Raw genomic sequence first — 14,604 nt, 5'->3', positions numbered from 1 at the left:
CAACAAGGGAGACTTGAAATGACAAGAATTAGCAGACGTGGCCTTTTGGCTTCTGGTGCCGCAGCGGGTGTTCTGGCCGCGACCGGCATGCCGCTGCGCGCCCAGCAAAAAGGCGGGACCCTGCGCCTGGGTCTGAATGGTGCAAACACCTCGGATAGCTGGGACAGCCGCACTCATTCGGATGCGTTCATGATCAATCTTGGCCATGGTGCTGTGTTTGATACCCTGACCGAGGTTGCCGCGAGCGGTGAACTGGTGGGCGAACTGGCTGAAAGCTGGGAAGCCTCGGCAGATGCAAAGGTTTGGACCTTTAACCTGCGCCAGGGCGTGACCTTCCACAATGGCAAGGCTTTTGGCGCGGATGATGTGATCGCCTCGCTGAACATGCATGTCGCCGAGGGCGCGAAATCGGCGGCGAAGCCGATTGTTGAGCCAATTGTCGAGATGAAAAAGCTGGGCGAGCATCAGGTACAACTGACGTTGAAAGCCGGCAATGCGGACTTCCCATTCCTGCTGTCCGACTATCACCTCTGCATGTTCCCAGCGGGCCAGATCGAAGAGGCAATCGCCAAAGGGATCGGTACCGGCATGTACAAGGTCGAAGCCTTTGACCCCGGTGTACGCGCCCTGCTTAGCCGTGTTGACAGCCATTACAAAGATGGCCGCGCCGGTTGGTTTGACTCGGTCGAAGTGATTGCGATCAACGATACCTCGGCTCGTATGAACGCGCTGATGACCGGACAGGTTGACGCTGTAAACCGCGTGGACTTCAAAACCGAAGCGTTGCTCAAAGCCAACCCGATGATCAATATCTTTGAGGTCACCGGCAACCAGCACTTTACCTTCCCGATGCTGACCAACCTGTCACCCTTTGACAATGTGAAGGTGCGTCAGGCGCTCAAGCATTCGGTGAATCGTCAGGAAATGGTGAACAAGATCCTGTTGGGTCACGGTGCCGTCGCCAACGATATTCCGATTGGTCCAGCCAACCAGTATTTCGCCAGCGATCTGGAAATGAACGACTATGATCCGGACAAGGCCAAGCATCTGATCAAAGAGGCGGGTCTGGACGGGCTCCAGGTCGATCTGTCTGCCTCGAATGCGGCCTTTAACGGCGCGGTTGATGCGGCGCTGCTGTATCAGTCTTCGGCCAAGGCGGCGGGCATTGACATCAATGTCGTGCAGGAACCCGAGGATGGCTATTGGTCCAATGTCTGGCTCAAGAAAGCCTGGTGTGCCTGCTACTGGTCGGGCCGTGCGACCGAGGATTGGATGTTCTCGACCGCCTATGAATCCGGTGTGCCATGGAATGACACCCAGTGGGAAAATGCTCGTTTCCAAGAGCTGTTGATCAGCGCCCGTGCCGAGCTGGATTCGACCAAGCGTCGCGATCAGTATCATGAGATGCAGATGATCATGGCGAAAGAGGGCGGCACGGTTATCCCGATGTATGCCAACTATGTTGACGCGCATTCGACCAAGCTGACCAATTCCGGTGTGATCGGCAACGCCTTCCAGATGGACAGCTCGCGCCTGATCGAGCGTTGGTGGTTCGCGTAAGAGTTCATCGCTTTGAAACAGAAAGCCCCGCCAATTTGGCGGGGCTTTTTCTTGGCGGCTCGTCGAGCTCTAGCAAGCCCGCCTCGCGACCGGGTTACAACACGTAACGGCTGAGATCGGTGGATTGGGTCAGCTCGCCCAGGTGTTTTTCGACAAAGGCCGCATCCACTGTGACGGTTGTTCCGGATTGGTCCGGCGCTTCAAAGCTCAACTCTTCAAAGACACGCTCCAAAACAGTGTAGAGACGCCGCGCACCGATATTTTCCACCGACTGGTTCACATCCGCCGCGATCTTGGCCAGGGCGGCAATGCCGTCTTCGGTGAAGGTGACAGTGACCTCTTCCGTGGCCATCAGTGCTGTGTACTGGCGGGTCAGGGCGTTGTCGGTCTCGGTCAGGATGCGCACGAAATCTTCTTCGGTCAGGGCGCGCAGGTTCACACGGATGGGCAGGCGACCCTGAAGTTCGGGCAGCAGATCAGAGGGTTTGGCGATATGGAAAGCACCAGAAGCAATGAACAGGATATGGTCTGTTTTCACCGGGCCATGTTTGGTGCTGACGGTGGTGCCTTCGATCAGGGGCAACAGGTCGCGCTGCACACCTTCACGAGACACGTCGCCACCACGGGCATCTTGCCGGGCCGCGACCTTGTCGATCTCATCAAGAAAGACGATGCCATTCTGTTCAACCGCTTCCAAAGCGGCGGTTTTGACCTGTTCGTCATCCAGCAGCTTATCCGCCTCTTCGTTGATCAGCACCTCATAGCTTTGGGCAACGGTCATACGCTTGCGCACGGTGCGCCCGCCCATGGCTTTGCCAAAGATATCGCCAAGGTTCATCATCCCCATCTGGCTGCCCGGCTGGCCGGGAATGTCCATCATCGGGAAGGGCGACGAGGTGTCGGACAGGTCCAGGTCAATCTCGGTCTCGTCTAGCTCTCCGGCCTTGAGCTTGCGTCTGAACATCTCTCGGGTGGCTTCGCGCGCATCGGTTCCGGCGATGGCCTCGATGACGCGATCCTCGGCGGCTTGATGGGCCTTGGCTTTGACGTCTTCGCGCATGAACTCGCGGATCTGGATGATCGCCGCATCGACCAAATCACGCACAATTTGTTCCACGTCACGCCCGACATAGCCAACTTCGGTGAATTTGGTGGCTTCGACCTTGATAAAGGGAGCTTTGGCCAGTTTCGCCAGACGGCGGCTGATCTCGGTCTTGCCAACACCGGTGGGGCCGATCATCAGGATGTTCTTGGGGTAAACCTCGTCGCGCAGATCATCCGACAGCTGCTTGCGCCGCCAGCGGTTGCGTAGGGCCACGGCCACGGCCCGCTTGGCGTCCTTTTGGCCGATGATGAACCGGTCAAGTTCCGAGACAATTTCACGAGGGGTCAAATCAGTCATGACAAGGCTTTCGTCTAGAGGTCATCTGAGCGGTCAAGCCGGTCAGGAATTACTGTGAGAAGGGGGCAGCCGGTCTAGCGGCAAAACGCCCGAAAACAGGCGCAACACTGCGGCGCGGATACTGGCCCAGAAGGCTCCCAAAGCAACAAGGAAGACACCCAACACCAGGATCGTCATTGCAGCGCCATCGCCTTCGAACACGATCAAGGCCAGAGTAACGGTGTAACCAATCGCCGCGATCAAGAAAGACCGGCGGTCAATCACGATGGCGATCAGGGCAAACAGGATCAGGATTGCGAATAGCAACATCTGACTGCTGGTATTGTCTTGCTCAAGGAGCGACAGCGCGATGGTGTTGACCAAGGCCGGGGCAGCAACCACATGCAGCCAGAACCCTTGGGCCGAGCGGCGGGTGACGCGGTGCGGGTCGGACATGTCAAAGAACATCGCAGCCGCAAAAACCACAAAGCCGACAATCAGGGTGATATAGGCAAATGGGCCATCCCCTGAGAGATAAAAGAGGTCGCTAAAGCTTTCGGGCGTTCCGGCCTGGTTTGCGCCAATCAGGACCGCAAGGGCAAAGCCACCAACCGCAATCAGCGCCATGGCAAAGGGCACACGGAAGCGGAACCAAAACACGGCAGTTGCCAACACCGTCAAAGCCAAGGGCAAGGTCAGGCTCGAAAAATCTTCTTGGGCGACCATAAAGACCTGTGCGAAATGGGCCCCAAGTCCAACTGCCGCATTGCCGACCCAAAAGATCGATAGCGCAATCGCCGGGGCCACCATACGGCGGCGGCGAATGAAATACTCGGACAGACCCCAGATCAAGGCCGCTGTGATCCCAGCGGTCATGACGACCTGGCCCTGATAACCGACGGCGGATGAGGCGATGTTCAATCCGGTGACGGCTGACCAGCCGGTGGCCAGGATCAACAAACCGATGACAATAAAGATTTCGTTGAAGCCTTTGAACAGCTCAAAGGGTTCGTCACCAGCGACAAGATCCTGACGAGCACCCGTGCGACTATGAGCCAAAGCTGTGAGCGAGGCAGCCTGCGCCTCGCTGATCAAGCCCGAGCCGACAGCGGCGCGTATGTCATCCTTGTCGATCACGCCGAGATGCTTTCAACGGTCAGTCGGCCATTTGTGTAGACGCAGATATCGGCGGCGATGGCCATGGCTTCGCGGGCCACGGTCTCGGCGTCTTTGTCGCTGTCCATCATGCCGCGCGCTGCGGCGAGGGCGAAATTGCCGCCCGAACCGATCGCGGCCACGTCATGTTCGGGTTCCAGCACGTCGCCGGCACCGGTGATCACCAGCAGGTGTTGACCATCGGTGACGATCAGCATTGCTTCAAGCTTTTGCAGATACTTGTCGGTGCGCCAATCCTTGGCCAACTCGACCGATGCGCGCTGTAATTGGCCCGGCGTGGCTTCAAGCTTGGCCTCGAGCCGTTCCAGCAGGGTAAAGGCATCGGCGGTCGACCCGGCAAAGCCACAGATCACGTCATAACCGCCCGGCGACAGGCGGCGCACTTTGCGTGCGGTGCCCTTGATCACGGTCTGGCCCAGGCTGACCTGCCCGTCCCCGGCAATCACCACCTGGCCGCCTTTGCGCACACCGATGATGGTTGTTCCGTGCCAGCCGGGAAATTCGCTCTCTGCCATATCAATTCCTTTCCTGTCTCGCCCATATGGGGGCTGGACATATGCGCGGCAAGGCGCCCCTTTGGGAGATAGCGGAACAGCCGGGGAATTGGAATGGATGAGCTGAGCAAACGCGCCATGTCGCTATGGCCCGATCTGGCTGGGCAAATGGGCATGGCTCCGGGGGCGGTGCAGGTCGCCCCATTGGCGCGGCGTCAGGATGCGCGGGTGGATATGGTGGCGCTTTTGCTCAGGGACGCTTCGGGGCGTGATCTGGTGCTGAAATTGCAGGACAGGCCCAAGGATGCTGAGGAATTTGCCGAGGCAATGCAGGGCCATATGCGCAGTTTCGAGGCCTTTCCAGAGGGTGTGCCGGAATTGTTGGCCGTGGATTTTGACGCGCAGGCCTGCGTGATGGAATGGGTCGCTGGTGATCCGCTGGCAACGGTCTTGCAGGAGGCCCCGGTTGAAACCCATCCGGGCATCATGCGTCAGGCCGGGGCGTGGTTGGGTCAGTTTCACCGCGCCACCCTGGGTGAGCCGCGGGTGTTTCAGCCGAAATACACCATGGATTACCTGCGTGACGTCGTGGATGAGGTAAAATCAGTCAAACGGGATGTGGCGGAAAAACGCAAGTTCCTAAGCTGTGCCGAGGGGTTTTTGGCGCGCCAGCCCCTTTATGAGGGGCGCAGGACGCAGGCAGCGCAAACCCATGGGGATCTGCATATGCGCAATCTCTTGATGGGGGAACAGGTCAAGGGGATCGACTTTTCAGCGGCGCGCGTCGTGCCTGTTGGCCATGATATCGCGCGGCTTTTGTCCGATTACGCGATACTGCGCGCCCGACATGACGATATCCGCCCCGGAGAGGTTGTGCCGGTTCAAGTGCGAGACGCGTTCTTTGACGGCTATGGCGTGGTAAGGTCCGATGATCCATCGGTGCAATTGTTGTTGCGGCACCGGGTTTTGGCGGAGTGGTGGGGATTGCCCGCGTCGGAGTCAAAACGGAGCGTGGCGCAGGAACGGCGCTGGCAAGGGATCGCGTCGCTGGTGGAGAAAGTCTTTCCCGAAGCATGAGGCCTGGCCGGGTATGGGGCGCTGCCCCGTCTCGGCAGAGCCGAGACTCCCCGGGATATTTTAGGCCCAGAGAAACGAAAAAGGCCCCGCCAAAGTGGCGAGGCCCGGAATGCGTGTGCACGAGGCTTAGATGTTTTCGTTGATCCAGCTTTGCAGCGCGGCCTTGGGGGCGGCGCCGGCGCGGTTGGAGATCGGTGCGCCGTCTTTGAAGATGAACAGGGCTGGAATGCCGCGCACGCCCATGGCGGCGGCGGTGTTCGGGTTGCTGTCCACATCGACTTTGACGATCTTCACTTTACCGTCGTATTCGGCGGACAGCTCTTCGAGAGCTGGGCCAATCTGCTTACAAGGGCCACACCATTCGGCCCAGAAATCCACCACAACGGGGACATCGGAATTCTTTACTTCGGCTTCAAAGGTCTCGTCGGTGACTGCGACGGTGGCCATGGGTCTCTCCTTGGGTTGCGGCAGCGGGAAGTGGCGCCTGACAGGATGGGGAAGTTAGGTAGCTGGCGGGGAGTCGTCAAGGTCTGGGCGTGCGATCAAGGGATTGTGTCACAATCTCGTGTGGGATCGGCATATAGTGGGCGGTGGCGGTCCAGAGCAGACCTGTTTCGATCTCGTGATCCGGGAAAACCTGCGTCAAAGCAGCGGCATAGGCCCCCATTTGCCGCAAGAGACCCTCGGGGGTATCGGACACTTGTGACGGGATGGTGCGGTTGGATTTGAAATCCACGGCGATGACTTTTTTGTCACTGACCAAGAGGCGGTCGATCACCCCATGGATGCGTCCAATTTCGGGCAGGTCTGCGGTGATCGGCACCTCGGCCAGGGTTCCCGCTGCAAAGAAGCGGGTCAGGTCCGGGGCGGACAAAACCGACTGCGCTTCGGCCAGAATTTGGGGCAATATGTCCGAAACGCCCTCTGTTTTGGAGAGATTGCCCATGCGATTTATCAGTCCCTGTCCAACCGCTTCGCGCTGATCGGGGGCAAGCGGGGCGAGATGTTCGAGCAATTCGTGCAACAGCGTGCCGCGGGTTTTGGCCACCTCTTCGCTGTCGCCATCGGCACCGGGCAGGGCTTTGGCTCCGCCAAGATCTGAGGGGGAGCGGGTTTCAACTGGCGGGGTCGGTTCGGGCGCGGGTTGCGAGAAAATCGCGGGCAGGTCAGGGCTGTGGCGGTGTGGTTTTTCAATCCGGGTCAAAGGCAGTTGCGACCAATCCATATGGGTCAACTGCTGGCCCTTGCCGGTTCCATAGGGACCGAAGTCGAATTCAGCATCCACCGCGCCCGAGGCCTCCATCCCGCGCGCAACTTGTTTGTACCAGATATCCTCGCCCTTGCCGATTTTGCCCGACGCCGCGACCACCAGCCATTTTTCGGCACGGGTCAATCCGACATAAAGCAGCCGGTCGCGTTCCTGACGTTCCTTTTCCTGCTGGGCGGCGATGCCATCGCGCTGGCGGGTGGGTTGCGCCGCGCTGGGTTGTTTCCAGAACGCGCCCTGATCATCGGTCAGCAGCACGTCGCGCGAGGTGCGGTTTGGATCGGCGCAATCGGGCATGATGACAATCGGGGCCTCAAGCCCCTTGGAGCCATGTACCGTCATCACGCGCAGGGTTTCCCCGGCGCTATCCGGGGCGCGTTTGATCTCAAGATTGTCCGATTGCGCCCATTGCAAGAACCCGGTGAGCGAGGGCACAGAGCCCTGTTCATAGGTCAAGGCCTGCCCGAGCAAAGCGTTGATCCCATCCTCGGCCTCTGGCCCCAAGCGGCCCATCAACAGGCGGCGGCCATTATGGCGGGTCAGGATACGTTCGATCAGATCGTAAGGGCGCAGGAAATCGGTTTGGCCGCGCAGATCGTCGAGAATGGCCATTGTGTCGGGATAGGCGTCGCGGCGGTCACGCAGGTATTCCCATAGGAATTTCTGACCGCGATGATGGGCAAGGTCAAAGAGCTGCTGTTCAGACAGACCAAAAAGCGGTGAGCGTAGCGCCGTGGCCAGTGACAGGTCATCTTCGGGCGTGGCGAGATAGCTGAGCAGGGCAAGGATGTCGCGTACGGCCAGTTCTGACATGACCTTGAGCCGGTCAGACCCGGCAATCGGCAGATCGGCTTTTTTACAGGCGCGTATGATTTCCTTGAACAGGCGCGAACGGCCGCGCACGAGGATCAGGAAATCACCGGCGTGAACCGGTCGTGCCTCGTAGTCGCCGCTAAATCCCTTTTCGATCGGCAGTGGGGTTTCGGCGTCGATGGTAGTTTTGATAAAATGAGCGATGCGATTGGCCAGGATCACCGTGTGATGGGTCGATCCGACACGATCCAGCGGTTCGTACCAATTGCCATCCGGGTCATCCTTGACCTCATCCACCAGCGGCCAGAGGTCGACGCGGCCCGGCATCTGGCCCTTGAACGCAATGTGTTTCTGATCGGCGGTAAAGCCCGAGGAAATCGCGCCGTCAAAGGTGTTATCGGCCAGCCGTAGGATCGGTTCGGCGGAACGGAAACTATGTTCCAACGTCATTGAGATCAGCGGTGCGTCGGTGTTTTGCAACCGGTCGCGGAACTCATCGCGCATGCGGTCAAATTCCGACGGGTCCGCGCCCTGAAAGGAGTAGATCGACTGTTTTTTATCCCCGACCACAAAGATGGTGCGGCGCACATCCGCCCGCGCCCCTTCACCCGAGGTGAATTCCTGTGCCAGCCGTTCGATCACCTGCCACTGCACGGGGCTGGTATCCTGGGCTTCGTCCACCAGAATATGGTCGATCCCGCCATCGAGACGGTAAAGCACCCAGGCCGCGACGCCTTCGTTCGACAGCAGGTCACGGGTGCGGGTGATCAGATCGTCGAAATCAAGCCAACCGCGCCGGGTTTTTTCGGCCTCATAGGCGGGGAGGAAGGCCTTGGCAAAGGCATAAAGCGCGATGTCGCGCTGGGCGGCGATCAGGGACTTTTCGATGTCGAGCGATCGCTCCAACCGTGCCATCAACTGATCAAAAGCTTCACAGGTTTCGGAGGCGGCAAGGCGCAATTTCTTTGCTGGAAAGTTCTTCCGGATCGTGCCGGCTTGAGTCAGGCATACCGCGCGCAGGATGCGCAGTGCTTCGTGATCTGGTTGCTTAATCCGGGCGAGTTCAACCGACGCGTTCTGATCGGTCTTGCCTGAGTCGCGCAGCAAAGGAACCAGACCACGCAGTAGTGGGATCTCGGACCCAAGAAAGACCTCGCTCAATAGGGTATCCAGCGTCATGTCCGGGGCTATCCCATAACCTGCACGAATATCGTCAGGTGTCTGCCCGCCAAAGGCCTCGCGGCGGCGGCAGATTTCGGCCAGCAGAGATTCCGTGTCGTCGCCCGAGATAAAGGGCGCGATGTTTTGCACCAGATGGGACTGCGGCCCGTCTGACATTCGGTCGAGGATTTCAGCGCGCAGCAGTTCTGCACCGCGATCTTCCATTTCTTTGAATTGCGGGCTGACACCCGCCTCAAGCGGGAAGCGGCGCAGAAGAGAAGAACAGAAGGAGTGGATGGTTTGAATGCGCAAGCCGCCGGGCGTTTCAATCGCGCGGGCAAAGAGGGTGCGGGCGTCACGCAGGAAATCCGCATTCAGATTGCTTTCAACGCCAAGCGTGCCCAGTTCGGCGCGCAGGGCGTCGTCATTCAGCATCGCCCATCCGCCCAACCGTTTGAACAGCCGGTTTTGCATCTCGGTCGCGGCGGCCTTGGTGTAGGTGAGGCAGAGGATATGTTCGGGCAGCACGCCTTCAAGCAGCAGTCGCGCCACGCGGTCGGTCAAAACCCGGGTCTTGCCCGATCCGGCATTTGCGGCCAGCCAGGTGGAATCGCCGGGGCTGGCGGCGTCGACCTGGCGTTGTGTTGCATCATCACGGATCATGTCAGCGCCTCCGGTTCAGCGGCGTCGGTGACGTCCCATTCCCCGAAACGGGACAGGTGATCATATTCGGCAAAATCCGTGTCCTTCATCAGCGCACGGCGGGCGGTAAAGCCCTGTTCGGGCGACAAATACGACCCAATCAGAGCTGTGAATTCGGCCCAGACCTTGTCCGGCGGCATGTCGAGCAGGGGTGCTGCGACCTCTTTGGGATCGCCGGGTTTGAGCGAGATGAACAGGGCGCGTTCCACGTGGCGCGGGTCGATATCGGCAAAACCGCCACGGGTGACCATCGCCGCCTCAAGCAGCAGCTGTTTGTCAAAGAATTCCTGCTCCTTGGCGGTCGGAGCCTGCCCGGTTTTGTAATCGTAAATATGCGCGCCGCCGCGCTCATCAATGTCGATCCGGTCGGCGGTACCTGTCAGGGTGAAGTCCAGCTCGGGGATCTGGGCCTTGCCCCTGACTTCGTATTTGGCGGGGGTCGCTGCATTTTGGCGTTGTTTTTCGGTTTCGACAAACCAATCCGCAACCCGCTGCATCCGCGACAGCCAGAGTTGGCGGATTGTCGGAAAGGGAACCTCATCAGGGTTGGCGATATGGGCGTGGGCTTGTTCGTTGAGCGCCTCAACGGTCAGTTGGTCAGGGCTCTGCACGCTGTCTTTGACGAACTGCTCCAACACTTCATGCAAAAGAACCCCGCGCATCAAGGCATCGGGCGCGCGCATCAGCGGATCAAGCGGGCGCAGACGCAGGGAATGGCGGGCATAGATCGCATAAGGGTCGCGCACCAGTTTCTTGATCTCGGTGACCGACAGTTTGTGCGGACGCGCCGGAATGGGTGGCGCAGGAGAGGGGCGCGTGGCCAACGGCGCGGGTAGGGGTGTTTCCGAAGCTTCGGCCAGATCGAGCCAATAGCTGCCGCGATGTTTCATTTCGGCCAATGCCGCGGGGCCGGAGCGTTTGGGCAGGCCGGTCATGAGGTTGGTCAACCGGTTGATCCACCGCGAGGGCACGGTTTCCGCCTCGTCCGATTTGAGCGAGCGGGTTAGCCAGACCTCTTTGCCGGCCACCGCCTGCTGAAAATCATGCGCGGCCAGGCCAATGCGCCGTTCGGGCAGCAGCAGACCAGCCTCGGCGCGCATTTTACGGTTCAGCCATGGGTCGGCTCCGGGCATTTCGGGCCAGCTGCCTTCGTTCAACCCGGCAAGGATCAGGAGATCAGCCCCCATGACCCGCGCCTCAAGCGTGCCCCAGATCAGGATATGCGGGTGCGGTTTGTCGCGGTCGCGCACTTCGCCCTTGGCGATCACCGCGCCGAAAAGATCGTTGAAATCGCGCGCGTCTAGGTCAGCGCCATACCCGGCCTCGTCCCGCAATTCCGAGGTGATGTCCCACAATTTGCGCCCGGCATTCTCTTGCCAGAGCGTGCCGCTGCCTTCAGCCTCGGATCCCGCTGAGATGCGTTCAGCGAGGGTGATCGTATCCTCAATCCAATCGCTTAGCGGACGAATTTCGCCGGTGTTTTTATCGCAGAACTGAGTGATGACCCAGTTGGTCCAAGCCTGCTGGTCCACGGAGTCCCCCCAGGCCCCGATCAGGTCGGTGCGGGGGAAAGGCCAGGCTTTCTTGCGAATATGCAGCTCGAGATTGCGGGTGTTTTGCAGATGCTGCCCACGCCCGGCCCCGGCATGGGTTAGCGGGTGTTTCAGTAGGGTCAGCAAGGCCTCGGCACTGAGCGGAGTGGTATAAAGCGCAGCGACATGGCGTAGGAACCGCCCCGGAGGCGTCAATTGCGCGGGCACCCCGGCGCTGTCATCGGGCAGGATGCCCCAGCGATCCAAGGTCGAAGTGACTTGCCGCGACAGCATGCGATCCGGGGTGATCAAAGCGGCGGTTGTGCCGTCTTCGGCCGCTTGGCGCAGGCGCAGGGCAATGGCCAGCGCCTCATCCCGCAGGGTGGGGGCCCGGACCAAGGTCATGTCCTTGGTCGCCTCGCGCAGGTCTGGCAGTTTCGGCCCCTGGGACATCCATTGATGGGTCACAGGCGCGGGACAAAGGGCGAGCGATATCAGTTTGTTACGATCAGGTGTCGGGGCGGGCGTTTCTGTCCAAGGGGCCACATCACTTGGCGTGCAACCCAGTTGCGTCACCAGTTTGGCAAAGCGGAATTGTGGGTGATCCTCGCCCGATAGAGGCTCATCCAGCCGATCCCAAACATCCCGTGTCATGTCGAAATCAAAGCCGGGCAGGATCAGCGCCCCTTGCGGCAGTGTCGCAACTGCACGCATAAACTCTGCCGTGGTGCCGCGCGAGCCTGTCGATCCGGCAATGATGATCGGGTGCTGGGGTGGGTTTTCCTCCCACGCCGCGAGGCGGAGTTGCAAGGCGAGGCGGTTAAAGGCGGGGCGATCGGGTGTCCCTTCATCATCGAAATAGTGTTGGACGATTTTCAGAAAGGACAGCGCGCGCTGCCAATGGCCGGATTGGTCTGTGACGTCGAGATTGGCGATGGCTTCGGGCGGCACGCCCTCGCCCTGCATCTCTTCCATCAGGCTCGACAGGCTATCGGCAAGGTCAAACAAGGCGCTGCGCGGGGCAAGATCGGGCTGCGCGTCGAGCAGTTTTGACACCAAGCCTGTCAGCTCCAGACGTCGCCGCAGGGCTGGTTCGGGATCGGGCAATTGGGTGCGTGTCACCGGGTCGGCCAGGTTGGTGACCAGCCGGATTTGCGGTAGCAGGCTAGCTGGCCCGGCATCAAAGATCTGCCGCAAGCGCCGCGCCATGCGTTCGGTGCTGACATAGAGTTCGGTCTGGGCCAATTCGATGGGTGAGGCGGTGCGCGCCTGCAACCCGTCGACCAAAGCCTGGGCAAAATCCACGCCGGGTGGCAAACCAAAGAGACGGGGGCCGGGTTGTTCAAACATGGCGCACCATATCCTTGGCCAGGGTGATGCCATCTGGATGGCCAACGTCACACCATTTGCCTGGATAAGTCAGCCCGTGCAGCCGCCCGTTTTCGGCCATCTGGTTCCACAGCAGGTTGAGGGAAAAGACCGCATCGGGGATGTGCTGTAACCCCTCGGTCTTGGTGATTTGCGCGCCGGTATAGACAAGATCGCCCTTGCGGATCAGCTGATTATCCTCGCTCAGGGCAAAGTCACCGCCGCCCTTGCGGCCAATGGCGTTCTGCAGGGGAACACAAAGCAGGAGCGCATCCATCACATCCGGGTTCCAGGCGGATTTTAACAGGTCCAGCGGATTGGGGCCGTGCCACACCGCATCCGTGTTCAAGGTGAATGTTGGCCCATCGCCAAGCAAAGGCAGCGCATGGCGCAATCCGCCGCCGGTGTCGAGAATGTCGGGCCGTTCGGTCGACACGATGAGATCGCGGTTTTCGGCATAGGCCTCGATCTGATCGGCATGGTAATGGGCGTTGACCACGCGGGTCGGGATTTCGCCTGTAAAGTCAAGCGCATGTTCCAACAGCGGCTTTCCTGCGACCTCGATCAAGGGCTTTGGGCGATCCTTGGTTAGCGCGCCCATGCGGGTGCCGAAACCGGCGGCAAACAACATTACTGAGTCGGGCATGTGGCCTTGAGCCTTTCGAGATTGGCAGGGGTCGGGGCGGGCAAAGCGGCGTCGAGCAGCGACTTGATATATTGCAGTGCCGGATGGGACAGATCGTTTTGCAAATGCCCCCAGACGCGCGGGATCAGGTTAATATATTGCGGTTTGCCGCGGTTGGCGGCGAGACGGGCAAAAACCCCAAGGATACGAAGGTTGCGTTGGGCCCCGAGCACGGCAAGTGAGGTGCGGAATTGCTGTTCGTTTTGGTCCGAGTTGGTCAGATAGTGCTGGATGCAGGCCTCGGCCGTCATTGGGTCAACATCGCGCCGGGCGTCCTCGATCAGTGACACGAGATCATAGGCGCGATGCCCGACCAAGGCGTCCTGGAAATCCAGCAGACCAGCACGCGCCGGGCCAAAACGATCAGGTAGCCAAAGGATGTTTTCGGCGTGGTAATCCCGCAGGATCATCACGCCCTCTGGTGCGCCATATTCCGACAAAATCGGGGAAAAGGCGGCGATGGTTTTGTCGCGCGCCTCTGGATCGGGCTGACCAAGGGCCGCGCCATAGCAGTCAAAAGCCAGATCCGTCATCGTCGCGAGGTGTTCGGGCGTGGCGATGGGCAGGTCGGCGGGGGCAGGGTGTTGATGCAAAGAAAGCAGGGCATCGACCGCTGCAAGATACAGGGTTTGTTCGCTGTCGCGCGCGTCGCATAACCGGGCGATCAACCCGTCGCCCAAGTCTTCGAGCAGCAGTAGCCCCGATGCTTCGGCAAGGATGGCGGGTGCGCTGAGATCGAGAGACAGGAGGTGGCGCGACAGGCGCGCAAAGAGGGCGGTGTCCCCCTCGGGGTCTTGCATCAGGATGGCTGATTTTGAACCGAGGGTCAGGCGGGAATACTGGCGCGCCGAGGCATCGCCGGCTAACGGCGTGATCTGGGCTTTGTCCCAGCCTGCTGATGTGAGGAAGTCTTTCATGGCTGCGCCCCGTCCAGGATTTGGTCCCATTTGGGGGATGTCCAATGGCACGACACTTCGCGACTGTCATCTTTGTTGGCGTCGATCATCTCAAGATGCAGTGCATCACTTGGCGTCAGATCTTCGAGCTTGTCAGGCCATTCGATCAGGCAAATAGCCGTTTCAAACGCGTCCACCAGGCCAAGTTCGATACATTCATCCGGGTTGGTCAGCCGGTAGAGATCAGCGTGCCAAACCTCACCCTTGGGGGTGTCATAAACCTGCACCAGCGTGAAGGTTGGCGAAGGCACATCTTCGGGTGGGGATTGCAGGGATTGGATCAGAGACCGCGCAAAATGGGTTTTGCCAGCACCAATTCCACCACTGAGCAAGATCACATCCCCCGCCGCCAATCGCGGCGCAAGGGTGGCTGCGAAGGCTTGCGTCGCTTCGGGGGTTGGCATGGTAAGGCGGAGTTGCTGCATCGTCATG

Annotated in this window: 11 protein-coding genes; 2 read left to right on the top strand and 9 right to left on the bottom strand. The window is 59.9% G+C overall.

Features of this window, described 5'->3' with window-relative positions; genetic code table 11:
• Nucleotides 1-18 precede the first annotated feature (18 nt).
• Nucleotides 19-1,560 carry an ABC transporter substrate-binding protein gene (locus CLV87_RS08695; protein WP_099241901.1) on the top strand — a complete coding sequence of 514 codons (1,542 nt, stop codon included), beginning with the start codon at nucleotides 19-21 and terminating at the stop codon, nucleotides 1,558-1,560.
• A gap of 94 nt (nucleotides 1,561-1,654) precedes the next feature.
• Here CLV87_RS08695 and hslU read toward each other — a convergent pair whose 3' ends face one another.
• Genes hslU through hslV form a run of 3 tightly spaced genes read right to left on the bottom strand, consistent with a single transcriptional unit; the run spans nucleotide 1,655 to nucleotide 4,632 of the window.
• Nucleotides 1,655-2,962 carry an ATP-dependent protease ATPase subunit HslU gene (gene hslU, locus CLV87_RS08690; protein ID WP_099241903.1) on the bottom strand — a complete coding sequence of 436 codons (1,308 nt, stop codon included), beginning with the start codon at nucleotides 2,960-2,962 and terminating at the stop codon, nucleotides 1,655-1,657.
• Between the two features lie 42 nt (nucleotides 2,963-3,004).
• Nucleotides 3,005-4,078: a hypothetical protein gene (locus CLV87_RS08685; RefSeq protein WP_099241905.1), complete on the bottom strand. Its 1,074-nt coding sequence runs from the start codon at nucleotides 4,076-4,078 to the stop codon at nucleotides 3,005-3,007.
• Nucleotides 4,075-4,632, bottom strand: coding sequence for an ATP-dependent protease subunit HslV (hslV, locus tag CLV87_RS08680; RefSeq protein WP_099241907.1), 558 nt, complete (start codon nucleotides 4,630-4,632; stop codon nucleotides 4,075-4,077). Before hslV ends, CLV87_RS08685 begins: the two co-directional genes overlap by 4 nt.
• Nucleotides 4,633-4,725: 93 nt before the next feature.
• On the opposite strand from hslV, the gene CLV87_RS08675 reads away from it, so the two are divergent.
• Nucleotides 4,726-5,688, top strand: coding sequence for a phosphotransferase (locus CLV87_RS08675; RefSeq protein ID WP_099241909.1), 963 nt, complete (start codon nucleotides 4,726-4,728; stop codon nucleotides 5,686-5,688).
• Between the two features lie 126 nt (nucleotides 5,689-5,814).
• Here CLV87_RS08675 and trxA read toward each other — a convergent pair whose 3' ends face one another.
• From trxA to tsaE, 6 genes are all read right to left on the bottom strand, one after another.
• Entirely contained in the window at nucleotides 5,815-6,135 is a 321-nt protein-coding gene (trxA, locus tag CLV87_RS08670) for a thioredoxin (protein ID WP_099241911.1), read from the bottom strand.
• A 76-nt stretch (nucleotides 6,136-6,211) separates the two neighbouring features.
• Nucleotides 6,212-9,592 (bottom strand): double-strand break repair helicase AddA, encoded by a 3,381-nt coding sequence (gene addA, locus CLV87_RS08665; protein ID WP_099241913.1) that lies wholly within the window; start codon nucleotides 9,590-9,592, stop codon nucleotides 6,212-6,214.
• The gene (addB, locus tag CLV87_RS08660; protein WP_099241915.1) at nucleotides 9,589-12,513 is read right to left on the bottom strand and encodes a double-strand break repair protein AddB; all 2,925 of its coding nucleotides are present in this window, start codon (nucleotides 12,511-12,513) and stop codon (nucleotides 9,589-9,591) included. Before addB ends, addA begins: the two co-directional genes overlap by 4 nt.
• Complete coding sequence (locus tag CLV87_RS08655; RefSeq protein WP_099241917.1) at nucleotides 12,506-13,177, bottom strand: nucleotidyltransferase family protein; 672 nt, start codon at nucleotides 13,175-13,177, stop codon at nucleotides 12,506-12,508. Before CLV87_RS08655 ends, addB begins: the two co-directional genes overlap by 8 nt.
• The gene (locus CLV87_RS08650; RefSeq protein ID WP_099241919.1) at nucleotides 13,162-14,133 is read right to left on the bottom strand and encodes an aminoglycoside phosphotransferase family protein; all 972 of its coding nucleotides are present in this window, start codon (nucleotides 14,131-14,133) and stop codon (nucleotides 13,162-13,164) included. The genes CLV87_RS08655 and CLV87_RS08650 overlap by 16 nt, the downstream gene beginning before the upstream one ends.
• The gene (gene tsaE, locus CLV87_RS08645; RefSeq protein ID WP_099241921.1) at nucleotides 14,130-14,603 is read right to left on the bottom strand and encodes a tRNA (adenosine(37)-N6)-threonylcarbamoyltransferase complex ATPase subunit type 1 TsaE; all 474 of its coding nucleotides are present in this window, start codon (nucleotides 14,601-14,603) and stop codon (nucleotides 14,130-14,132) included. The genes CLV87_RS08650 and tsaE overlap by 4 nt, the downstream gene beginning before the upstream one ends.
• Nucleotide 14,604: the final 1 nt, after the last annotated feature.

The sequence above is a fragment of the Pelagimonas phthalicica genome (genome assembly GCF_004364805.1).
Lineage (GTDB): Bacteria > Pseudomonadota > Alphaproteobacteria > Rhodobacterales > Rhodobacteraceae > Pelagimonas > Pelagimonas phthalicica.
This window is presented reverse-complemented; position numbering and strand designations above follow the sequence as displayed.